At 37.5% G+C, this 23,000-nt stretch carries 19 protein-coding genes; 1 reads left to right on the top strand and 18 read right to left on the bottom strand.

Annotated elements, in window-relative coordinates; translation table 11 throughout:
• Positions 1 to 2: 2 nt before the first annotated feature.
• The 11 genes from ABIE66_RS10845 to ABIE66_RS10795 all read right to left on the bottom strand — a co-directional run bounded on the left by ABIE66_RS10845 (position 3) and on the right by ABIE66_RS10795 (position 10,490).
• Complete coding sequence (locus ABIE66_RS10845; RefSeq protein WP_260357368.1) at positions 3 to 752, bottom strand: HAD family hydrolase; 750 nt, start codon at positions 750 to 752, stop codon at positions 3 to 5.
• Between the two features lie 148 nt (positions 753 to 900).
• Positions 901 to 2,052 carry a YhfX family PLP-dependent enzyme gene (locus ABIE66_RS10840; protein ID WP_289324686.1) on the bottom strand — a complete coding sequence of 384 codons (1,152 nt, stop codon included), beginning with the start codon at positions 2,050 to 2,052 and terminating at the stop codon, positions 901 to 903.
• Between the two features lie 15 nt (positions 2,053 to 2,067).
• A complete protein-coding gene (locus ABIE66_RS10835; RefSeq protein WP_370014678.1) occupies positions 2,068 to 3,288 on the bottom strand; it encodes a phosphopentomutase in 1,221 nt (406 codons plus the stop codon).
• A gap of 40 nt (positions 3,289 to 3,328) precedes the next feature.
• The gene (locus tag ABIE66_RS10830) at positions 3,329 to 4,438 is read right to left on the bottom strand and encodes an aminotransferase class V-fold PLP-dependent enzyme (protein WP_260357362.1); all 1,110 of its coding nucleotides are present in this window, start codon (positions 4,436 to 4,438) and stop codon (positions 3,329 to 3,331) included.
• A 9-nt stretch (positions 4,439 to 4,447) separates the two neighbouring features.
• Positions 4,448 to 5,317, bottom strand: a complete 870-nt coding sequence (locus ABIE66_RS10825; protein ID WP_289324683.1) for a phosphotriesterase family protein — start codon at positions 5,315 to 5,317, stop codon at positions 4,448 to 4,450.
• A gap of 146 nt (positions 5,318 to 5,463) precedes the next feature.
• Positions 5,464 to 6,762, bottom strand: a complete 1,299-nt coding sequence (locus ABIE66_RS10820) for a YhfT family protein (RefSeq protein WP_260357360.1) — start codon at positions 6,760 to 6,762, stop codon at positions 5,464 to 5,466.
• A gap of 23 nt (positions 6,763 to 6,785) precedes the next feature.
• Entirely contained in the window at positions 6,786 to 7,148 is a 363-nt protein-coding gene (locus ABIE66_RS10815) for a DUF2620 domain-containing protein (RefSeq protein ID WP_260357359.1), read from the bottom strand.
• 12 nt (positions 7,149 to 7,160) lie between these two features.
• The gene (locus ABIE66_RS10810; protein ID WP_260357358.1) at positions 7,161 to 7,526 is read right to left on the bottom strand and encodes a PRD domain-containing protein; all 366 of its coding nucleotides are present in this window, start codon (positions 7,524 to 7,526) and stop codon (positions 7,161 to 7,163) included.
• Between the two features lie 68 nt (positions 7,527 to 7,594).
• Positions 7,595 to 8,521, bottom strand: a complete 927-nt coding sequence (gene yhfZ / locus ABIE66_RS10805) for a GntR family transcriptional regulator YhfZ (RefSeq protein WP_289324682.1) — start codon at positions 8,519 to 8,521, stop codon at positions 7,595 to 7,597.
• A 554-nt stretch (positions 8,522 to 9,075) separates the two neighbouring features.
• On the bottom strand, positions 9,076 to 9,885 hold the full coding sequence (locus tag ABIE66_RS10800) for a histidinol-phosphatase (RefSeq protein WP_370014677.1): 810 nt from the start codon (positions 9,883 to 9,885) through the stop codon (positions 9,076 to 9,078).
• A gap of 440 nt (positions 9,886 to 10,325) precedes the next feature.
• Positions 10,326 to 10,490: a hypothetical protein gene (locus ABIE66_RS10795; protein ID WP_289324680.1), complete on the bottom strand. Its 165-nt coding sequence runs from the start codon at positions 10,488 to 10,490 to the stop codon at positions 10,326 to 10,328.
• Between the two features lie 201 nt (positions 10,491 to 10,691).
• Between ABIE66_RS10795 and ABIE66_RS10790 the strand changes: the two genes are divergently transcribed.
• The gene (locus ABIE66_RS10790; protein WP_370014676.1) at positions 10,692 to 10,985 is read left to right on the top strand and encodes a hypothetical protein; all 294 of its coding nucleotides are present in this window, start codon (positions 10,692 to 10,694) and stop codon (positions 10,983 to 10,985) included.
• On the opposite strand, the gene ABIE66_RS10785 is transcribed toward ABIE66_RS10790, so the two are convergent.
• From ABIE66_RS10785 to ABIE66_RS10755, 7 genes are all read right to left on the bottom strand, one after another.
• Positions 10,978 to 12,438 (bottom strand): NCS1 family nucleobase:cation symporter-1, encoded by a 1,461-nt coding sequence (locus ABIE66_RS10785; protein ID WP_370014675.1) that lies wholly within the window; start codon positions 12,436 to 12,438, stop codon positions 10,978 to 10,980. The two genes, ABIE66_RS10790 and ABIE66_RS10785, sit on opposite strands and share 8 nt — an antisense overlap.
• 285 nt (positions 12,439 to 12,723) lie before the next feature.
• Complete coding sequence (locus ABIE66_RS10780) at positions 12,724 to 13,473, bottom strand: aspartate/glutamate racemase family protein (RefSeq protein WP_289324677.1); 750 nt, start codon at positions 13,471 to 13,473, stop codon at positions 12,724 to 12,726.
• Positions 13,474 to 13,934: 461 nt separating this feature from the next.
• Positions 13,935 to 15,353 carry an NCS1 family nucleobase:cation symporter gene (gene ncs1 / locus ABIE66_RS10775; protein ID WP_370014674.1) on the bottom strand — a complete coding sequence of 473 codons (1,419 nt, stop codon included), beginning with the start codon at positions 15,351 to 15,353 and terminating at the stop codon, positions 13,935 to 13,937.
• 421 nt (positions 15,354 to 15,774) lie between these two features.
• The gene (locus ABIE66_RS10770) at positions 15,775 to 17,019 is read right to left on the bottom strand and encodes a Zn-dependent hydrolase (RefSeq protein ID WP_370014673.1); all 1,245 of its coding nucleotides are present in this window, start codon (positions 17,017 to 17,019) and stop codon (positions 15,775 to 15,777) included.
• Positions 17,020 to 17,039: 20 nt separating this feature from the next.
• Positions 17,040 to 18,818 (bottom strand): hydantoinase B/oxoprolinase family protein, encoded by a 1,779-nt coding sequence (locus ABIE66_RS10765; protein ID WP_289324675.1) that lies wholly within the window; start codon positions 18,816 to 18,818, stop codon positions 17,040 to 17,042.
• A gap of 3 nt (positions 18,819 to 18,821) precedes the next feature.
• On the bottom strand, positions 18,822 to 20,894 hold the full coding sequence (locus tag ABIE66_RS10760; protein WP_370014672.1) for a hydantoinase/oxoprolinase family protein: 2,073 nt from the start codon (positions 20,892 to 20,894) through the stop codon (positions 18,822 to 18,824).
• A 195-nt stretch (positions 20,895 to 21,089) separates the two neighbouring features.
• Complete coding sequence (locus ABIE66_RS10755) at positions 21,090 to 22,796, bottom strand: sigma-54 interaction domain-containing protein (protein ID WP_370014671.1); 1,707 nt, start codon at positions 22,794 to 22,796, stop codon at positions 21,090 to 21,092.
• Positions 22,797 to 23,000 lie beyond the last annotated feature (204 nt).

Here is a 23,000-nt window from a genome sequence, read left to right as displayed (position 1 = left end):
GCTTATAAATTAAATATTTCTTCTAATGCTAATGCAACACCATCGTGATCATTATCCTCAGTTATCAAATTCGCACATTTTTTTACGTAATCAGGTGAGTTTCCCATAGCGATTCCTAATCCGGCTGCTTCTAGCATCTCTATATCATTTATGCCATTACCAATTGCCACTACTTCACTCGCAGAAATTCCCAGCCGATTCAAGATAGGTATAATGCCAGACCATTTAGATCCAACCGGATAAACTTCCAATCGATTGCCTTCATCAAAAACATATTCATCCGTTATTTCAGCTCTAAGGGATTCACGGTCTTTAGTAGAATCAAGATAAAGGGCTAAGCGGTGAGCGTCGCGATTTGTATCAGTAAGATTAGATTGTGTAGCTTGTGGCAGTAAATGTTCAATATCAGGCTGGGGACGATTCGAACGGGAAGTCTTATATGAAAAATGAAAATAAGCACCATTGTATTCTTTCGTTTTGCTGCATAAATTAAAAGCTAACTGTGATGGTATTTTGACATCATATAATACCTCATTATTCGAAATGACAAAGCTCCCATTGTATGTTACATATATCGAGCATCTAAATTTTTCTCCATATATTTTTGAAGCAACCAAAGATCTTCCTGAAGCTAAAGCTACCAATATACCCTTTTGTTGTAACTTAATGATGTTTTCAATGAGTCTTTCTTCAAGTTGTTCATTAGAGTTTAAAATAGTTCCATCAATATCCAGAAAAACAATTCGATACATACTATCACACATCCTTATTATGGTGGACCCACTGCCTATGTCATTGGATATACAGGCGAGTAGGAAGAAGGGGGCTTAGCCCACAAGTTAAAAGAAGTTAATGTATCATTGAGTCTTCAACTTATTTAAAGTTTAGCGCCTTTTTCTCTTAATTTACTAAATTACCAGTTGCATCATAAATCCCAAGAAGTTCCGGTTTAGTTGAAAGATTTTTTACAATTGCTATTTGGGCATGAGTGACAAATATTTGAGTACGAAAAGCAAATATGGCAGTGTCACCAATTTTGACATCACGTGTATTTAATGTTCCATAGTAATCGATATTGGAGGGGTCATTTACTATGATAGGCACTTTTTTCAAACTATTTATATTTTTCCCTACAAAAGCATTTTGCATATGGGAACGCGGATAAAAACCGCCTCCAAAGACAATAGCTCGATCTTGATAAAAATGAGAAACTTCAGAAACGTATGTCATTGCTGGTCTTTCTTCTAAATGTTGGATTGCGTGTAAAGGGGTCGTACCAGTAAGAGCGTGTCCTGGCTCTCCTTGAGTTGCTCCGTTTTCTTTTAACAATTGTATCGTTGATACGGAAGTTGCACTCGGCATATTCATCTGCAAATGTTGATGTCCTCTTTGCTGAAGCAATTCTTTTGCCAGTTGCATCGACTTGACATTCTGTGTAACGGCAGGAGTATCGTTTTGTATTAATATGCAAGGAAAACTCGTTAATCCCGCTATAACAATACCATCCAACTCTTCAAGTTTCTTTACTTCTTCCTGGAGCTGATGAAGAGTAAAACCACCCTCTTGACCGTTATAAATAAAGTCACCAATGTTTGCAATGCGCAAGAAAATTTTTTGGATTCTTCCCACCAGTTTTGCAGCATCACTAACATTCTTTGCATTTTCATAGCTAAAAACGGTGATAAAATCGGGTTCGATATTTAAAATCTTCGGTATCATTCTTTTTGGCAATTGAACAAGATGTCCAACATGACCAATTTTAATTCCATTTTTGCTGAGAGTGAGGGCTTCCCACGGATCCACAGCCACTGCTTTTTCAATTCCTGCCGCAACAATAGCTTTAGCTACCAACGGATTTCGACCGAATTGTTTGGACATAAACAATAATTCAATATCCTGTTTTTTGGCTTCTCTGGCTAAAAGAGTAGCATTCGATTTTATGGTATCCAGATCTAGTACGTACGTATTTGGAGAAATAGCGCCTTGTTGATGTAGTTCTAAGGAAGCTTCTATTAACTTCGGATTGCGTTGTTGAGTTATGTCTAAAAACATTAATATCTCTCCAATCTAATTTCCTTTGTTACTTTCCTTGATATTGTAAAGACTCGTCCCGTTTTCAGTGGCATCAAGCCCTAAATATTCAGCCGCTGTTGCAGCTATATCAGAAAGTGTTTCTCTTTCTCCAAGATTCATTGGTTTAAGCAATTTATTATAGACTAACAAGAATGTTTTTTCTCGTGTATGCTGGCTATGGCCGATGGTAGGATCGTTTCCATGATCTGCACTTATGATTAGTAAATCTTGTTCCGTCATTTTTTCTACTATTGTTGCTAAATATTGATCTACTAACGAAATCCGGTTAGCATAGCGCTCTGGATCTTGAGCATGCCCAGCTAAATCTGTTTCCTGTATAGTTGCAGCAATTAATCCATTTTGAACATGGTCCATTTGATTTAGGATATCCTTCATTACTTGTTCAGTATCAACACCAGGGAATTTATTTGCCCCTTCACAATAGATCACATCCTGCATTTTACCCACGAGAGAAACTTCTACTCCCTCTTTAACAGCCAAAGTTGGCAATTGTTGATCAGGTAAAATGCCAAACCCTAAGTGCCGAACTTGATATCCCTTTTTATATACATTTGACTTTGGTGAGTTAACCCCAACCAATCCATCTTCACGAAGTTCCACTGAATTTTGTAGGTGTTCAGGTGTTACGTTCTCACCGCCTAGCGCAATTACTCGATTGACCCTCACATTTCTCCGAACACATTCGCCTATTTTTAGAACTTCCTCAAAGGATATATTGTCCAGCGGCGCACTCACATTATAAATTTGTCCAAAATCAGTCTCAATGTTATCTGCGACGATGACCAAATCATTCACCAATAAATAGGGGAGATCCCGATTAGGAATATTTACTTTATAGCCATCTAATTCAAGGGCAGTTCGAACTTCAGTCATATTATCGATAAAAGGGGCAAGATAGGCCTTTTTAGGCTTTGAGCCCATTATTTCATTATGACCTTCATAACTATCAGCACCATGGTGCATAAGTTTTAATACACCGTAGCTGGCCAGGTTTTCTTTCTTTTCTAAACTTGGATGATTCAGGACTTTATTAATTCCTAACTTTTCAAAAGTAGGAATCCGAAGTGATGGAACGGCATCTAAAATGTGATAAAAGGTGTTTGCACCAACATCTTGGGGATGATATTCTACTGCATCATCCATATAACCAACACCTAAACTGTCTAAAATTATAACGATTACTCTTTTATTCATTAGTTATTACTCCTCCATCTAGTGCAGTCTGACCCAAAAGTCACTGACTTTTAGCTTGAGCCTTATGAATGGATTGCGTTAATATCCTGATAATCGTATCTGTTCCACTTCTTAGTGGATTGATCCGAATCATTTTTTTATTTAAAGTAGGATCTGATGTAAGAAAGGTATTTGAAACTCTATAGAACATAGGAACAAATTCATACTTGGATTCGGCACCTACTGGATACGGGGCTGCCCCAAGTTCGTTTGCATAATGGAGTACGTCTTCTGCGATTGGTTCCGTTAGCTCTACTAATACTACTTTTGATTGCGCATTTGCTAAGAAAGCACGTTTTACACCTGTTACTATCCCTTGATTAAGATTTGATACTAATTTTTCATTTACTTCAGCTTGAATGGCTAACATAACTGGAGCATAGACAAGCCCACGTAAAGCTTCTAGCGCCTCATAACCTTGTACCTGGCTACCACCAGAGTAGTTCATTTTTTCTATTTTTCTAATCAAGTCTGCCTTACCAATTATGAGACCGATTCCTTCTGGACCTAACAATTTAAATAATGAGAAGGTTGTCAAATCAGCACCAGCTTGAACCCCTACTTGTTCTACTTTCATTGTTGCATAATTATCATCAGTAAGGATGTAAAGAGAAGGATTCATTGAACGAATGTGCCCAATGACTTTGCCTATATCGTAATGATCATCCATTTTTTGACGTGTATGTTGAATGAGTGCGCCTTTTAATTCAGGATGAAGTTGAATCACTTTTTTCACTTTCTCTTTTTGATGAAAGTCAACAAATATCGCTTCTATCCCCATGCTATCTAGCGTTGTCTTGCTTGTTGGATAAATGGGTGCGTCATGGACCAAGATTTGGTCGCCTGGTTTCAAAAAACTCATAAAACCATATCGTAGTGCTCCAGTTCCTGCGCCTCGTACAAACAAGGCTCTTTCGACATGAAAAAAATCTGCCAATATTTCTTCTACCTTTTTTGTATATTGGGGTTTATTCACACCTCTCACAACACCTAAATCTCCAAGCGAAAGTATTTCATCACCTCGAAAATAACGAGTAATGATATCAATTAACTGAAATTGCTTTTGTTGGGCTTCTTCCATTGAAAGACTTTTTAAAGGGAATGTTTGCATTTTATCACCTCATTGATTCATAAATACCAAGGGATTTGTGACTAACATTTTTTCAATAGAATCATCTGTTAGTCCATGGCTAGTAAGTAAAGGAATGAAGGAGTCTAGTAAAAAGTTGTAACCTAGCCCACCTTTATATTCCAGATGTGATTTTCTTGTGATATCCATTGAAAGGAAAACATGATCGATATATCCTGCATCCTGAATTTTTTTCAAGATTTCTGCACGTGTTCGGTCAGGCATATAGCTCTCTTTTCCTACAGTATCAAACTCAACATAAACACCATCTTTTAACATTTTCAATATATAATCAGCATCCCCAGTTAAATCAACATGACCAATAACAACACGATTTAAGTCGACATTATGCTTTTTAAAGAAGTCTACTTGTTCATGTCCCAATGTACCAATTGAGGTATGAGTGGTTATAGGTTTTTTGGTTTCTTGATGGGCAATTACAACCGCTTCAAACACTTTTTTCTCTGTATCTGTCCATACGTTATAGCTTGTTCCGATTTCACCAATGATTTCTGCTTTTACTCCCGTTCCCTTAATTCCATGGTTGATTTCATTAATCATTCTTTCAACTAATTGTTCCCGTGTTTCACGAAATACCTGGATTGGATAAAATTCCTCTTGATAAAAACCAGTAGAATAAATAATGTTGATGCCACTTTCTTCAGCTATCTTTTGGACAAACGGGATATTCCTTCCCATTCCAAAAACGGTTACATCTACAATGTTTCTAACACCCTTTTCATATAATTTTTTGTATTCTTTTAAAGTTTCACTAAAGACATCAAGTTGACAATCCTCTGTATTTTTAACTTCTGATAAATCAATCGTAGTATGTTCGTGCATAAGAGTAATACCGTCCATTAACACTAAAATCACTTTCTTTCATAAAATTTTGATTGAATTGATTTAGTTTTGTTGATAATTAGATGCGTAGTTTCTATTAACTAATGAATACCTCCCCCATTATTATCTTTAAAATAATCACGGAAGAGGTATTCTTTTTTCCTTTATTTAGACCATAAACCAAATAAATGAAGAATATTCACTAAGATACCTAAGGCAATAACCCCTACTGGTCCAACTGCTAATTCCACTAATGGCTTTTTCGCTATACGATTAAGCAGATAAAAGCCCATTACCCAGAAGAAGCCCATTCCTGGTGCAATTTTTTCTCCTGCCATCGCACTACCAATTAAGATAGCCATCCCGAGAACATCAGCTAAGGACGTACGAATGTGTTCTCCCATTTCTCGTACACCAGGCAATTTATCCATGCTTTTTGTAACAACAGATAACAGCATAACTTCCCCATACATAACGACTGCACCAACAAAAAATGCTAGAATCGGCATTTCTCTAAAAATGATCCCTACCACAAACACCATAGTTGTACCGGCTAATCCATATACACCTGTCACAATGGCAGTCGAGAATACTAAAGGTATAAATCCTATGGCACGTGCTAAAGTTGCTATTGCTGCTTCCGAGTATTTCCCATCATTAATTAAAGCTTGTGGCATCGCGTCAACCGCAAGAATCATCTGGGCTGAAACTAATGCAACCAAGCCACCCATAATCGCAAGCAACCAGCGATTTTTTTTAATTCTGTTCACGCGTTCTGTAAATATATTAACTAAATCTGCGTTTGTAGTACCTTCCCCACCTTTTACTCTTGCTGCAAAATAAACCATCATAAACATCCCAAATAATAAAGACATTCCTTCAGGACTTAATGCAATTTTGTAGCTTGAAATAGTAAAAGTTCCAAAGCGAGCGAACAATAGATAAGAAATAAATGTAATGCTAGCAGTAATTACAGCCTTCTTAAAACCATGCTGGTAACCTACGGCTACAGCAGGGAATACAGTAAATGCAATAATAATAGGTGTACCTACTAGACTTAAAGAGTCAAGGAAGTTAATAGGTAGTTTATCAAAAAGATCAACAACAAATTGTAGTCCAAGGCATACACCAATACTATAAACAGCACCTACGACACCAGAAATGATTATGCCCTTTTTATTGTCAGGTGACCATATTCCGATAATGTCACATGCAAGTAAAATACTATGCGCAATAATGATTGTTGCACCTATGGATAGCGGGATACCAAACCCAATAATTAATCCAAAGCTTAACGCAAAACTGGTTGCTGCCAATTCTTTTCTGGTAATGCGGCCTTCTAAAAACTCTGGAACAATTGGACGTAAACCGTCATTAAAAACAGCTACACCTCGGTTAACAAGAATGGAACCCATAGAACCAAGAGCGGCTATGGTTATTAGTTGCATGATAGTAAAATCCAAAAGTACTCCCCCTGATATTTTTTTTATTTATTAAGTAATGCTGGAACTAAAGCTTTTAACACATTAGCGGACGAAGGGGCAGTAAAGCCAAAAGCGATTTTCCCACTATTAACTTCTTCAAGAATTTCTTCTTGATTCTTAACTTTACTTGGGGAAGCAAGTGCTACACAATGATCATGTCCTAAAAGTGCTAATGCCATAGCAAGCGCCCCACCAGACCCTGTTTCACAAGCTCCAACATAATAATCAACCTGTTTATTTTTTAACGCCATTACGGCTTCTAAATCACTCTTAACACTTACTTCAACCTCACTTCCTCCTAACTCCTTGATTTGCTTTTCGATTGTTTGCTTATTTAACTGTCCACCTACTACAATTTTGATCATTATTAAAACCTCCTATTGATTTTTATCTAGTACTTGATGTAGATGCAGATAGAAATAATCCTGTTCTTCTTTAGGAATTCCCTGAGGAAATCTATTATTAACAAATTTGATAATTTCCTCTATTTCATTTTTATAAGGTGTTTGTCTGATTTCTACCATAATCATTTCAAGTGGTCCTTCTATAGATTCCTCACATTGAATCCTTGTTAATGCCATGCACATATGTGTCCAAAACATATCGGATTCAGATAAATCGGTCTTTTTGTACTTTTCTGACATTAAATCAAATGTTTCGTTTGTAATGTCATAGGCTAAATCGGTAATAATCTTATTGTCTTTTAATATATCTAATTTTTGATTCATTTCTGCTTTATTCAATTTCACATACTCCAATCTACTGTATTTAGTATTTTGATAAAAATATTTTAGAAATTTCCTCGATATTTTTAATACCGAGGAATCTTTTCTCCTGTTTCAACAAGTGCTTGAACTTTAAGAATCATTTCTTTGGTTACACAGTTCCATTTTTGTTTAATTTCATCTTCCCTGTTACCATCAATAACTATGACAGCTTCGGATGTGTCCAATGACAATTGCCGAGCTAAAGGTGATTGAAACTCTACAGCTCTAAAGGTTTCAATCATTTTTTTTTCATCCACATTCCAAATAGTTGCATCTATCTGTTTGGCATGTAGCATATCAAACAACTGCATATAGTTTACATGAACTAACTGAACGTCCATGCCCTCAACTTCTGCAAACGTTAATCTGCTTTGGTCAAGGGATTCAATGTCCAAACCAATTTTCATTCCTTGTCTAATTCTAGTTTCACTCGAATTAGACAGAAACACTTTATGAGCTGATACATAACTATTATGCGTAAGCTCTTCGAATATTTTTAAATTTGGAAACTGTAATATTTGTGCTTCTGCAGTCAATTTAGAAACAACTGCGAAATCGCATCTTTTCATACGAATGGATTCAATTCGATTAATTCCCCCCCGGATAAAAGTTAAATTGATTCTTTTACCTTTTGATTCGAAGGCTTCAACTAACCCTGTTGCCAACCCTTCATATTTGCGTGAATAAGGAAGCGGCATGGATCCAACCAAAGGTGCAATACCAGCAATTTCAAGTAACAACTCATCATCTTTTCCTAATAAAAAGGTTCCAAGATGACCACGCGCTTCCAATTTAATCGCTTTCATTTCTTCTAACAAATTAAGAGCGCTTTGAATGGTCCCGCGTCCAAATGAAAGTACTTCACAAAAATCTGAAACCCGGGGTATTCTTTTGCCTATCTCTAGTTCTATCAACACTTTGGCTATATTTTTAGCAGCTAACCCATTTTTAGAATAAAATTTATCCCACATAATCAACTTCCTATAACAAATTAAATATACTAAATTTAGTATATTGCAAGTGTAAACGTTTTTACACGATTTCACAATAGTTTTTACTACTTTTTTAAAAAAAATTAGATTATTCACTCTAATTCCCAAAACACATTTAAGCATATGTACCAAGTAATCTCTCTATAAATACACTTCACGAAAAAAGTGAGTATATGCCAAACCTTCGTAATTTAACAAGACAACACGAGAATTATGTAAAGGACCCCCACTAATTAAACGGAGTTAGTTAAGCAGGTTAAACCTACCATTCAGATGATTTACCTTTTTAAACAGAAATAAGCCACTCTCAATCGAGAAGGGCTTTTTATTAAGATATATCCAGAGGGGTTTTTTGTAAAATCTAGATGGAGAATTAATTAGTTCTTTGAGTTTACAAATAACTTTGAAGGAAGTGTTACCTTGACTGCAGAAATATCCAATCAATCGCCCAATAAGGATCAAATCAATCACACCAGTTTCCGGCAGAAGAATCGCCACCTGTTTGTAATATACTATTATTATTGATAAATTTTCTATAGAGGAATAAGGAACATGGCCTTTTCTCTAAAAAATGCCCATTCCTTATAGCCGATTTCTTTGAGTCTCAGTCTTACCAATTCAAAATCATCAGCTACACGGTCCGGGTCATGTGCATCTGAACCAAAGGTAACCTTTACTCCGTAATGTAGTGCCATCTCAAGGATATCATCTGCCGGGTACCAGCCCCCGGAGTATTTGGTTTTACCGGACGTATTTACTTCAATTGCAATATCATATCCTGCAATAACTTTTAATGTATGTTCTATAGCCTCCGTTTGAATTGAGGAAAAAGAAGGATAAAAACCCTTCATCGCATCAATGTGGCCAAGAATCTGAAACATCCCGCTCTTGGCGGATTGTTCTATGAGTTTATAATATGTTTCTTTCGTTTGTAATTTTTCTTTATTCGAAAGACCATCCCACCGGTCCTTCTTAAATATGCTTATGCCATCCACATGGTGTACGGAACCAATAATATAATCAAATGGGTAACGTTCGTAATAACTACGATAATTTTCTACATGTTCCGGAAAAAAGTCTGATTCCACACCAAGCAAAACTTCAATCTTCCCTTTATACTCTTCTTTAAGCTGCAGAACCTCTGATACGTATTCAGGAAATTGGCTTTTGCTCATGGCGATAAGAGGATAACGCTGATCTTCTTCACTTGTAAAATATGGTGAATGATCAGATATACCAATCATACCTAGCCCATTGCGGTTAGCAGCTTCAATATAATCACGAATATTCCCCCGAGCATGTCCACAGCGTTGGTGATGGGTATGAAGATCAAATGGATTCATTTTTTAGTTCCCACCTCTATCAAAATAAATTTCATTTCAACTTATATCGTACTCCCCAAGGAAAACAAATTAACATTCCATCAAAATTAGAGTTATAAACAAAATCCCCGACTCCTAAAAAATGAACAATGAATATTAAGTTTGTTTTATTGACGAATTTCATTCATCTAAAATGTGAAAAATCTATCTTAAATCCACCATGTTACAATCATGGGAAAGTGTGTGTCTTGTTTATGCAATGAACCACTGCTTGCTCCCCACACATGTTGTGGAGATCCCTCTCCAATGAATTCAAACCTAGGTTTCGTGATAACTTACCAGGAAGTTTCCTGTGTGGGATTAGAAATAACTGTAAAGGCGTGCAAGTGAATCCAGATAATCACCATATTCAATCGAATGACCGCTCTTTATCTTGATATTAAGAATATCAGTATCTCCATCTATTTTCCAGCATCAGAACTGTTTCCAAGCTCCCGTCTAATTTGGTGAAGGTTATCTTTTAATATACCGTGAAGGGAAAGTCCGCCTGTATTACATGAAGTTTCCAGGTTATCACTTCGTTTTTCCCTCCTCGTTATTTTACGGTACCGATTCTGAAACCACATGTTTATACCCCCTGCACATATTTCCTTTATTTCCAGACACTTGAGTTAGCCAGGATTCAAAAATATCAGCCATTAAGGGATCTTATTATGAGGGGAAAATTCACCAAGATGCTTTGGATTCAGCGTTAATGATTGGAATGTAAGCTGGTTGTTCAGACGCTAAAAAAAGTTCAGAAGGAAGCGATACCGATACGATTAAAATTGGGGCTAACATGGAATTATCCGGTGCTATGGCTTGTTATGGAGAATTTCTCGTTGACAGGATGTAAGGGTGTACCTCCAAGTTTTACTATATACATTCCAAGTGAAAAAAAAGGCGTTTATATATTGTCAGCTTTCCGCCAAAAGCGCAAGATGAAGCTACAGATATTAGCTTGGGTTATTACCTTGCATAAAGGGACTCAATTTAGTTTGGCTTGGGCACCTTCTCTTTTTAACAAGCACGCAAAAAACCGCTCTACCTATATAGGTATGAGCGGTCTTCGTTTTATTTAATAATAGCATTCTCCTCCACAACAGTGGTTATGGACTTTTGGTTTGAACGCATCAAGAAAAAGTAGGATACTCCGCCTACTGCTATCCCTAAAAACCAGTTATAGGTATAGAGAGAATGTAAAGAAGGTACCACTAGTCCTATCAAGGCAACAATTACACCCATTGACATTGCAATAAACGCCCGCGGGTTCCACCCGTTACGGTATGTATACTGCCCATCCTTCACGAAGAAACTATTTAAATCATATTGACTGCGTCTGACAAGGAAATAATCCACGATCATAATTCCTGATACTGGTCCTAATGTTCCTCCTATAGCACCAATGATATTAAAAATCGTGCCTGCGTTGTTAAACCATAGCCAAGGTGCAAAAAATACACCAATCCCTATAGAAATAATTCCTGCTTTGACAAAATTGAGCTTTCTTGGAAACAAGTTAATAAGATCGTATGCCGGCGAGACAACGTTAGCAACAACGTTAACGGAAAGGGTCGCTATTAGCAGGGAAAATGCCCCCAATAATACAACAATAGGATTATCAAATTGGACTAGTAGTTGTACTGGATCTGTTATCGGCTTTCCGAATGCAATAATTGTTCCTGCCGTGATCATGATACTCATAAATGCAAAAAACGTCATCATAATGGGTAATCCTACAGCCTGGCCAATGACTTGATCTCTTTGGCTTTTTGAAAATCGAGTAAGGTCGGGAATGTTTAAAACTAAGGTTGCTAATACACCAATCATCCCCGTAACTGAAAGAAAAAAGCTTTTCCAGAACTCATCTCCAGTAAGGGTACCAGGAATGGAGAAAAGCGGCCCAAAGCCATTTGCTACATCAACTGCCCAATACACCAAACCTAAACCTAATACAATGACTAACGGTCCAGCCCACATTTCAAAACGTCTAACCCTCTCCATCCCATGAGAAATCACCAAAGCATGGAGCAACCAAAACGTCCCAAAGCCTATCCAATCATTAAGGCCCATTCCCCAAAAAGAGTAGTCTCCAAGAGAAGCCCATCCAGGATAAAGTACAGTTATTACAGCACCAACTGCTTTACTCCCAGCATACGCCTGCACAGCAAACCAAAAAATGGCCACGAACGCCCGAGTTAATACTGGTATATGTGCCCCTTTATATCCGAATGAGGCTCTTATCAAAACAGGAAAGGGCAAACCATACTTTGTACCCGCCGCACTGTTTAACCAAATGGCCGCAATTAGCGCTACGTTTGCAAAGATAACTGCACCCAATGCCTGCCATACACTCATTCCCATAGCAATTAAACTTCCGGCAAGCTCATAAGAAACGATATTGTGTATCATTACCATCCAAATCATTGAGTAGGATATCCAATTCCATGTTCTCTTTTCTTTTGGAACCGGGGCAAGATCTTCATTGTATAACGAAGGATCTGGATTGATGACGCTGTTAGAATTTGAATCCATGAATATCTCCACTCCTTTTTCATTTTATTGATATATATTGATGTAAGAACTTTTACAGTTCACCCATTCGATTAAAAATGCAATAATTCATTCAAGGGATGTATAATATAATTTCTGTTCTGTCTAACAGTCAATATCACTGAAATCCCTGTTATGCTTTTAAAAAATGGGCAATTTCACTAGTAAGTGAAATTCGCCCAAAATTAAATAAAATTGATATAAACTATCTATCATTTAACAAGTGTGAAAACTCTTTAATTTTTGTGCACAAAACCAATTAATTTTTTATTTTGTAGTTGTTTGATTCCGTCCAAAGTTCTCCAATGCCCCAACATATTCTTTTTTCTCTGGATATTTATAAGTTTTTAGTTTACTTGTTTTCTTTCCTAGATCAACAATTGCTTCGGCGAATTTCACACCCGCTACAACTCCATCGATAACGGGAACTCCTAATTCTTTTTCAAGGCTATCCGCAAATTCTGCCATACCAGCACATCCAAGTAAAATAGCTTCTGCATTATCTTCCTCTACCGCTCTTTTCCCTTCCTGCCTTAACATTTCAATTCCTGCTTCTGGATCTCTCTCAAAATCTAATACGCCCATCGGTGTCGTACGGATGTTTAGTACACGTTTTTGCATACCATATGAATCAACCAGGTCTTCTAACATTGTTTTAATTCTAGGTAAAACTGTGACCACGGAAAATCTGGCAGCAAGCATTGATGCTAAAAAAACGGAGGATTCCGCAATGCCTACAACTGGTTTATCTGTTACTTCTCTCGCAGCATGCAATCCAGGGTCTCCCCAGCATGCTATAACAAATGCATCTACTCCTTCTTCTTCTCCCTTTTTAATTTCCTCAATTACTCCTGGAATGCTTAAATATTCATCATAGTAGGATTCAATTGAAGCCGGACCCATTTTAGGACTCACTGCAACAATTTGAGTATCAGATCTTGCAGCTGACTTAGCAGCATGTTCAATTCCCTTTGTCATTGCCAAAGTGGTATTCGGGTTGATAACTTTAATTTTCATAACCATTTTCCTCCTAGAATTTAGTGAATTTATTTTATAGCTTTTTCCACGGACCCAAATTTCTTAATTTCCCGCTATATTCTTTCTTTTCAGGAGATTTATAAGTTTTTAGTTTGCTTGTTTTTTCCAAGGGTCAACAATTGTTTCTATAAACTATCAATCACTACTACACCATCAATTTCAGGTACCCCAAGTTCTTTCTCGAGTTTATCGGTTAAATCCGCCATACCGGCACAACCTAGTAACTTACCTTCCTCAACTGAAAGTGTAGTGCCCTCTACATTTCTTTTGTATTATCAGGAGTACTCCAGAAATACTCAAGTATTCCATCATAGTAGGCTTCAATTGATGCGTGACCCATTTCGGGTACCGTAATGATCTGTATGTCCGATCCAGCTCACTTTTTGACCTGTGTACAATGCCATTCGTCATTTCGGGTTAATTACTTTAATTTTTATACATTATCCCTCCTTCGTAAATCCTTGACTTTTTATATTAAAATTTGCATCGGTAATTTCAGGCTGTTCATATATCTTGCAAATCCAATATTTCATTAAGGTATAGTACAAAACCATAGAAATTAACAATGCTGTAACAAATCCATAATCAGGAAACAAAAGAACTGACAAACCGGATGGAATGTATGCAATGATGGCTGCGGGATTAACATTTTTCCAATACTTATATTGACCATCGACTTTATACAGTTCATCTAAGTTCAGCCTGCGTTTTCTAAGCAAATAATAATCGGTAAACATAATACCTACGATTGGGGCTAGTGTGGCTGTTATAACCATTAGAATTTGAGGAACAAACTCCGCATAATTCCATGGTTGAATAAGTAATCCAATAATCCCTGCTATTATCGCACCCATCGGAAATGATATCTTACGTGGGAATAGGTTTACTATGATATAACCTGGAGGCAATAGATTCGCACTAATATTTGTAGACCATTGAGCTAAAATAACAAAGGCTAAACATACAATTAAAAGGAAAGGGTTATCTTTTCCCATTGTTTGGATCATAGCATCAATTGGATTCCATGTTCCCGTTGCAACCCCACTCGTTAAACCGATAATCGTAAAGAGTAGCATTGATCCTACCAAACCAAATGTATGTGCCCAAAAACTTCCTTTATTGACTTTCCACCAATTAGGCTCACCACTACCAGTTTTTGTCTTTAAGAACCGGGTAAAATCCGGGGCATTTAAAGCCATCGTAATATATGTTCCCATCATTACGACGACAGCATAGCCCATTGAAACACCACCGTCACCCCCATGGGAGAAAATCTCACTGAATGTTAAATGATGCTGTTTCATAATATATACTTGTAAAATAATACCTATAATTAAAATACTAGGAGAAGCCAGCCATTCAAATTTTGTAATAGCTTCCATTCCCATGGCAGTGTTAATGATTTGCACTACACCAAATAAAATAATTAACAATTTAAGGTTCGAGTAACCCGTTAACATTTCCATGATTGCATCCAAGGCATATGCACCCATCCATGTTTGAAAACCAAACCAGAATACCGCTGGAACGGCACGTACAATACCTGGTATATGGGCTCCTAAATAACCGAAGCTCGCCCTAATATAAACCGCATATGGAATTCCATATCTCACCCCAATATCCCCTAATAATGTTAAAAGAATAGAGACAATTAGATTACCAAGGATACAAGCTATGATGATTTGCAGGGGTGATAATGCTGGATAAAGCTGAGCCGCTGTTATGGGGGTTACTAGTTGTACAGCTATCCCAACCCATAAAATAAAATACGCTATTGCGGACATATTTCTTTCCTTGTTCACTGTCGGCATGATGTCTTTTCCCTTTAAACTAATCCCCTTTTCATTAACGTTATTCAAAGAAATTACCTCCTTTTAATTTTTCCTTAGAAAGAAATCTTCTTTGAAGTTCTTCATAATGTTCCGATTGATTCTCTCATAACAGGACATTTTGTTTGTGTTACTAGTTTTTATTGTGATGATTGTCTAAGAGCAAAACCATTTCTAATACTTATGGAGAAAATAACGTTGATGTTGGGGCCTAACATCAATAATTCACCTTCAAATAGTTAATTAACAATTATTTTTCCACCTATCAGTAAGTATTCTAAGATTCGAAGTTTTGAGATTTAGTCCACTTCATTTACCTTCAATAGGTGTTACTAATTCCTTTGTTCGTGAAATCTAAAAACGTTATTTTTTTAAAATTAAGAATTTTCCGAAAATAAATGTTATAATTATTCAATTGTATGGCAGTCCATACAGACCGCCATACAACAGTTTATATATGTTTTATAATTGATTCATACAGTATCTTAGTTCCAATGAGAATATCATCTATTTCCGCCCACTCTTTTGGTGAGTGGCTTATACCATTACGGCAACGGACAAACACCATTCCTATTTCTGTTATTTCCGCTAAAAACATCGCATCGTGTCCTGCACCGCTAACGATAATTGGTGCATCTATCTCCAGCTCCTTGCATGATTGTTTTAAGGAGTTGATTAGATTTTCAGAGCATTTCACAGGAACTGTAGCCATGTTTTTTTCAACCTGATATTCCAATCCTCTGGTTTTACTTACAAGTTTGATCTTTTCTTCTATTTTCTCAATAATTTTGTTTCGTCTCTCCAGTTCAATATCCCTGATATCAAGGGTAAACTCCACTGATTCAGGAATAATATTACTTCCTCCAGGAAAAGCCGCTATTCTACCAACAGTGCCGACTGTGGGAGCATTTGGATCGTTCATACAAAGAGTTTCTACTTCTTTAATGACTTCCGCAGCCCCGACCAGGGGGTCTTTGCGTAGACTCATAGGAACAGTCCCCGCATGGCCAGCTTCTCCAACTAGCCTTACCTTGAACCAAGAAGGACCCGCAATCCCACTTACAATCCCTATTGGGTAATTATTCTTTTCTAGATATGGCCCTTGCTCAATATGCATCTCAAAATAATGTTTAATGTCACCAATCTCCCGTATAGATTGCTGGGTAAAATCAGGATCTATCCCAAAGCCAAAGGTTTTTAGCGCTTCATATCTAGTTACATTGTTATCGTCAACTTTTTGTAAATCCTCTGGTTTTACCTTTCCAACCATGCCTCTACTTCCGAATAATCCATCATTAAACCTTGAACCTTCCTCTTCACAAAAAGCTACCACTTCAATTGAATGTTCATGAACGACATTTGCCTCGGATATGGCGTGGACAATTTCAATCCCTGCCAGTACTCCAATAACCCCATCAAACTTACCGCCATTTCGAACAGAATCAATATGAGAACCGATCATTACGGAAGGAAGGCTTGGTTTTTCTCCCTCTTTCCGTCCAATTAAATTCCCAAAATGATCATGAGTAACAGTAAGGCCGGCCTCTCTCATCCATTCAGAAACTAGCAGGGTAGCTTCTCTATCTTCTTTGGATAATGCAAGACGTTGTACGCCCTTATCTTTCGTCTTTCCTATTTCACCTAGTTGTTCTATATGGATGCGTAACCTTTCTTTACTAATAGTTACTGTTTTCATAGCGTCCTCCATTTTTAACTTTAAACCTTTCTTAACTCGTTCGTTTTCTCATAATCTATTTCCTCTGAATCAGTAATCGTGACTCCATATTCCACTAGAGCTTTTTCCCTTGTAATAAATCCATCTAAATAGTCTGATAGAACTTTCTCAGGCTCCCTTTCAAGTGGATTGCCATAACCTCCTCCACATGGGCCTACTAATTGAATGGTGCTTCCGGATTGAGCGTGTCTATTAGGGAGCTTGGAAGGCAATTGGACGAGTTCATTAGTTTCATTGTCCCGAATAGACAAGCTTCCGACATAGCCGTCTTGCCCGTCTTCAAATCCCCACGGTGCATATTTATGTCCATCCGCTTCAACAGAGAAACTTCCATCAGCCAAGAAACTGACCTCACGAATGGATCCTATTCCTCCGCGCCACTTCCCTGGAGCACTTTCATTATCTCTTAGCTCATATCGATTTACTCTTAGAGGATAGTGAGATTCAATATCTTCTATCGGATTATTTCTCGTGTTAGCGTATAAAGTATCTACTGCATCCATTCCATCCTTGCCGTAGCGACCTCCATAGCTCCCTTCCATGATATCCATATAAACCCAGTAATTCTCATTACTTTGACCGCTGAATGCCACAACCTGAAGGTTACCGACACCAGCACTGACCTGATGCGGAACAACCTGTGCTAAAGCTTTCATTAAAGTATCAGCAACTGCATTCCCAGAATTGAATCGAGCAATCGTCGGCGCAGGAAAGATTGGATTACATAATGTACCTTTCGGTGCCACAATCTTAATTGGCCGGATTAACCCTGAATTTTGCGGGAAATTCCCATATACTGTGGAATCTAGTAAGATTGACCGTAATGTAAGATAGATAGCAATATCGACTGTTCCTAATAATGGCATATTGATTGGTTTGTCAGTCACTTGAGGAGATGTCCCAGTCAAATCGACTGTCAAATTACTCCCATCAACCTTCACTGTTACATTGATTCTTAAATCTTTTTTAGCAGGATCGTCACTGTCTAAATATCCATCCAAAAAACCTTCAGCAGTGTATTCTCCATCTGGCAGCTTTTTAATGGCATCCCGCATCATTTTTTCTGAGTAGTTCATCAGTTCTTCACTTGCTGCTTGAACGGTGTCTAATCCATATTTTTCAATAATCTCTATATACCTTTGTGCACCGATTCTAGCGGCTGCTATTTGGGCTTCCATATCACCAACGACTAATTTCGGAGCGCGTATGTTATCTTTCAAAATATCCCATACATAACGGTTTTTAACACCTTGGTCATAGACTTTTATAGCTTTAAATTGAAGGCCTTCGGCATAGGCATCTACCGCATCTACGATCCCACAGCTTCCTGGAGTTGATGATCCTATATCTAAATGGTGTGCCGTCGTAACAGAGAATCCAATTAATTCGTCCTTATAAAACACCGGAATACAAAATCCTACATCTGGACCGTGGGAAGCTCCATGATATGGTGAATTATGCATAATGACATCACCTTGATTGAAGGTATCGTTGCGATCCTCCATGATTTCACGGATCCCCTTTATATATCCCGGAATCGGACCAGATTGAAGAGGTGTACTGTGAGAGGACTCACATAGCTGTTGTCCTCTGACATCAACTAGCGCACAACCAAAGTCTTCAGATTCCCGAATAATACTGGAATAAGACATCCGGGCAAGCTTGTGTCCCATTTCAACCGCAACATTTTCTAAAGAACCTAGAACAACCTGAACCGTAATTGGGTCGATCTGCTTTAAGTCAGTATGGATTTTTGACATAAATTAAACACCTACCTTAATAATCATATTTCCGTATTCCTCGATATAAGCAGTACAGTTAGGAGGAATGACAGTGGTTGTATCTTTTTGTAGCACAATACAAGGACCATTAAATTCAGCACCAACAGGAATCTTCTCTCTTTGATAGAAATTGATTTCGACTTTTACTAGGCTTCCATCGATATTAAAAATAGCATCACCTGTTTTTAACAATGCATCTTCCAATTGATACTCGTGATGGATTGCCTGCTTTTCGATTTTCGGCATGTAGCCAGTTCCAGTTACGCGAATATTGACAAACTCAATTGGGCTGTCTGTAAAGTTATGTCCATACTCTGCTTTATGGCTCTCATGAAAATTGTTCAATGCATCGACAATAGTATCTTCATCAAGAAATACGTCTGGCAGATCAACACGCAACTCATACCCCTGACCGGCATATCGGCAATCAGCACTTCGAAGAATGCGAATATCTTGTTTGGAGACTCCGTCTTCTTTTAGTTGATTAATAAGCTGGGTTTCTAATCCAGCTAAATCTTCGTTCAAGCCGGAGAAATCCATATTAGTACTCATCATAAATTCCGTTTTGATAACGTCATATTTTAAATCTGTCGTTAATAATCCAGTGGCGGAGTTGATTCCTGGGTATAACGGTATAATTACCTCTGGTATATTTAAAATCTGAGCGACTTCTACGGCATGTAGCGGACCGGCTCCGCCAAAAGCAACCAATGAGAACTCCCTCGGGTCCTCGCCTTTTTGAATCGTTTTTTCACGAATCGCATTTGCCATGTTGTTATTCATTATTTGCAAGACACCTTCAGCTGTTCTTTCTCTACTTAAATCCAATTGTCCCGCTAATTCGTCTATTACCTTGTATGCTGCATTTGTATAGATTTTCATCTCTCCACCAAGGAAATTATGTTCATCAATCCTTCCGAGCACAACGTTAGCATCACTTACTGTTGGCTTTAACCCGCCATGGCCGTAACAGGCTGGTCCTGGACGAGAACCTGCACTTCTTGGCCCAACCTTAAATGCACCGCCTTCATCAATATGGGCTATACTGCCGCCACCTGCGCCGATTGTATGAATATCAATCATCGGTACCATGACTGGATAACCAGCTATCCATGTATCACGAGCTGACGATTCGCCATAACCGCTATCAGTGATAATACCTATGTCAGCACTAGTGCCGCCTACGTCAAAGGTAATCAGTTTTTGACGATTTGTTAATTCCCCGGCCCAAGCTCCTCCCAGGATACCTGCTGCAGGCCCTGACAACAGCGTATTGACAGGCTTTTCAGATACAGTTTTAGGCGTTGCTACTCCACCGTTTGAGCACATAATATGAAGTTCAGCAGAGATTCCTGAATCTTTCAAACTCTGTTCCAAGTTTTGAATGTAATTTTTCACCTTCGGCCCCACAAAGCCGTTAATGGAAGCTGTGGTAAAACGTTCAAACTCACGAAATTGCGGTGAAACTTCAGAAGAAATCGTGACGAATGCTTCAGGATATTCTTCTTCGATAATTTCTTTTACACGTTGTTCATGCTCAGGGTTGGTATAGGAAAATAAGAAGTTAACAATAATAGAATCAACGCCCCTTTCCTTTAACGTTGCAACCGCACCCCGAACTTGATCTTCCTGTACTGGAGTGATGACCTGGCCTTTAACTGGGCCCATACGCTCTGCAATCGCTAATCGATGTCTTCGCTGGACTAATGGTCTATCCTGCCATGGAATTTCTTGCATGATGGAATAGTTTTGTGGTCGTTGATGCCTCCCGATATGTATGATATCCCTGTATCCTTCTGTTGTGATCATCCCTGTTTTAGCCCCGTCATACTCAAGAATCGCATTAGTGGCAATCGTTGTTCCGTGAAACACATGATCAATTGCAGTTCTGTCAATATATTGACGGTCACAAAGTTCAAGAATACCCTGAACCACACCGGTTGATGGATCGTCTAATGTTGTCGGGACTTTATGAATAGCTGTCACCCGTGTTTCAGTATCGCTAAAAATTATATCGGTAAAAGTTCCTCCGACGTCTACGCCAAATAATTTCATAACACTTTCCCCCTTTAAATTGTGTTCTATTATTATTTAAAGCAAGTTTCATGCCAAAGTATAAAAAGCTGATAAAAATAGCTTTTTAATATTGAGAATAAATCGAAATTGCAAAGGTGCAATCCTAAATGGACTAACATCCATAATTTATATCAGAAAATTCATAAAACTAGGTTTAAAATAAAAATTGCAAAATCACAATAGAAATTGCAATTTTGCAACGTTAATGTTGTATTTTTTAACTTTTCTGGTAATCGTCGATGCATCCACTCCCAATTTTTTACTTGCTTCTTTCATTGTATTAGACGTTTCTAAAGTTTGAACAAGGATTTGTTTTTCAAATTGCTCCATTTTTTGCTTTAGATTCAAACCTTCGCCACTGATTCCTTTAGTGTGAGAAGTGGCCTTTTTAAATTTATCTGATAGATCACTTAACTCTATTTGCTGAGCTGATGATATAAGAACGAGTCTTTCAATAGTATTTTGTAATTCTCTTACATTTCCCTTCCATTCATAATCTATGAAAAACTGTACTACTTCCTTATCAATTGTTTTATATAATTTGTATTTATGGTTAAATGTTTCTAAAAAATGGTTGATTAGAAAGGGTATGTCCTCTCTTCGTTCTGATAAAGAGGGAATAGTAATAGGTATAACAAATAAACGATAATATAGGTCTTCACGAAAAGTTCCCTCTCTCACCATATCCTCTAAATTACGATTGGTTGCAGCTATAAATCGAACATCTACTTGTACTGGCTTTATTTCTCCAAGTGGAGTGAACTGCTTTTCATTTAAAAGTTGAAGTAATTTCGCCTGTAAATTAAGTGGTAATTCACCAATCTCATCTAAAAATAAAGTTCCTTTATGCGCTGCCAGGGCTAACCCCTTTTTTCCATCTTTATTCCCACCGGTGAAAGTGCCTTTTGAATAACCAAAAAGCTCAGATTCCATAATACTTTCCGGAATTGCTCCACAATTAACTTTTATAAACGGAGCTTCTTTTCTAATGCTGGAATTATGAATCGTTCTAGCCAGAACTTCCTTACCTACACCTGTTTCCCCTTGCAGAAAAATGGTGGCATCCGAATCGGCTACTCTACATGCCAGTTCATAAACCTTTTCCATAGCCATGGATTTAACAACTATTTCTTGATCTTTTTTCTGAAGAATACTAAGTTCCTGCTGATAGTAATCTAGAATGCTTTTGGTTTCTTCTAATTTTTTTTGAAGGTTTGATATCTCTGTTACATCTTTTGAAATATTAATAACTTTACTCAATGACCCATCATCATTAAAAATTGGGTGCGCATCAACCATTAACCGCCGTCCAGACATCGTTGTTTGATTCATGGTTATTTTACACTTGTGCTTTATTACATGCTTTGTTGAGGATGAGTCTATAACACCATTTTTTTCCATGATAGAGGCGAATCTGCCAATAACATCAGATTCCTTTACTCCTAGAATCTGCTCGCATGCTTTATTAACTCGCAGTACGATTCCCTCAGCATCTGTGATTGTTACAAGCTCACCACTCAAATTCATAATCGCTTCCAGTTCTTGTTTTAACTCAATAACATTAGGAGACTTACTTATGATGTCATCATTATAAACTTCTTTAGGAATGAATAGAATTATCCCAAGATTCCCAGTCATCAATGAGATACACATGAGGTGCATTTCCTCTAAAGAGTTATGAGCGGTAATTTCAAATCCGCCTTCTTTGATTACTTTTATTATGTTACAACCTGGTAATATAACTTGTATAAGATTCTTATCTAGTTTTTTGACTCCTAGTATACTTTCACAAAGTTCATTCCCATATCGTATTTCACCCTTATTGTTTACTAATAGCAGACCAAAGGGAAAATATTTTACTATTTCTTGTAAATTATGCAAATTAATACACCCCTTTTAACATCTGTTTTGAGAACATAGATTTAATAAAATTTTTTTAGGATGAATCCGCTCAGCAGCTAAAGAAAGCACCCAAGCATATAAGTATCTCCATTCCCCACTACATACCAATACGGCAACCCGCCAGTTTGAAAGTTGAATACAATCCCTACGTCTCTTGAACTGGGAACCACATGGAACTGATCT

This window comes from Peribacillus sp. B2I2, from assembly GCF_041261685.1.
In the GTDB taxonomy this organism is placed as follows: domain Bacteria; phylum Bacillota; class Bacilli; order Bacillales; family DSM-1321; genus Peribacillus.
The sequence above is the reverse complement of the archived record's forward strand: the minus strand, read 5'-3'. Positions and strand labels throughout refer to the sequence as shown.

What these genes read in the sequence shown, in the direction of transcription:
- ABIE66_RS10785 (WP_370014675.1), bottom strand. Translation starts at nt 12,438, where the DNA reads ATGGATTCAAATTCTAACAGCGTCATCAATCCAGATCCTTCGTTATAC.
- ABIE66_RS10800 (WP_370014677.1), bottom strand. Translation starts at nt 9,885, where the DNA reads ATGAATCCATTTGATCTTCATACCCATCACCAACGCTGTGGACATGCT.
- ABIE66_RS10825 (WP_289324683.1), bottom strand. Translation starts at nt 5,317, where the DNA reads ATGGACGGTATTACTCTTATGCACGAACATACTACGATTGATTTATCA.
- ABIE66_RS10770 (WP_370014673.1), bottom strand. Translation starts at nt 17,019, where the DNA reads ATGAAAACAGTAACTATTAGTAAAGAAAGGTTACGCATCCATATAGAA.
- ABIE66_RS10760 (WP_370014672.1), bottom strand. Translation starts at nt 20,894, where the DNA reads ATGAAATTATTTGGCGTAGACGTCGGAGGAACTTTTACCGATATAATT.
- ABIE66_RS10840 (WP_289324686.1), bottom strand. Translation starts at nt 2,052, where the DNA reads ATGTTTTTAGACATAACTCAACAACGCAATCCGAAGTTAATAGAAGCT.
- ABIE66_RS10835 (WP_370014678.1), bottom strand. Translation starts at nt 3,288, where the DNA reads ATGAATAAAAGAGTAATCGTTATAATTTTAGACAGTTTAGGTGTTGGT.
- yhfZ (WP_289324682.1), bottom strand. Translation starts at nt 8,521, where the DNA reads ATGTGGGATAAATTTTATTCTAAAAATGGGTTAGCTGCTAAAAATATA.
- ABIE66_RS10845 (WP_260357368.1), bottom strand. Translation starts at nt 752, where the DNA reads ATGTATCGAATTGTTTTTCTGGATATTGATGGAACTATTTTAAACTCT.
- ABIE66_RS10780 (WP_289324677.1), bottom strand. Translation starts at nt 13,473, where the DNA reads ATGAAAATTAAAGTTATCAACCCGAATACCACTTTGGCAATGACAAAG.
- ABIE66_RS10815 (WP_260357359.1), bottom strand. Translation starts at nt 7,148, where the DNA reads ATGATCAAAATTGTAGTAGGTGGACAGTTAAATAAGCAAACAATCGAA.
- ABIE66_RS10795 (WP_289324680.1), bottom strand. Translation starts at nt 10,490, where the DNA reads ATGTGGTTTCAGAATCGGTACCGTAAAATAACGAGGAGGGAAAAACGA.
- ABIE66_RS10830 (WP_260357362.1), bottom strand. Translation starts at nt 4,438, where the DNA reads ATGCAAACATTCCCTTTAAAAAGTCTTTCAATGGAAGAAGCCCAACAA.
- ABIE66_RS10765 (WP_289324675.1), bottom strand. Translation starts at nt 18,818, where the DNA reads ATGTCAAAAATCCATACTGACTTAAAGCAGATCGACCCAATTACGGTT.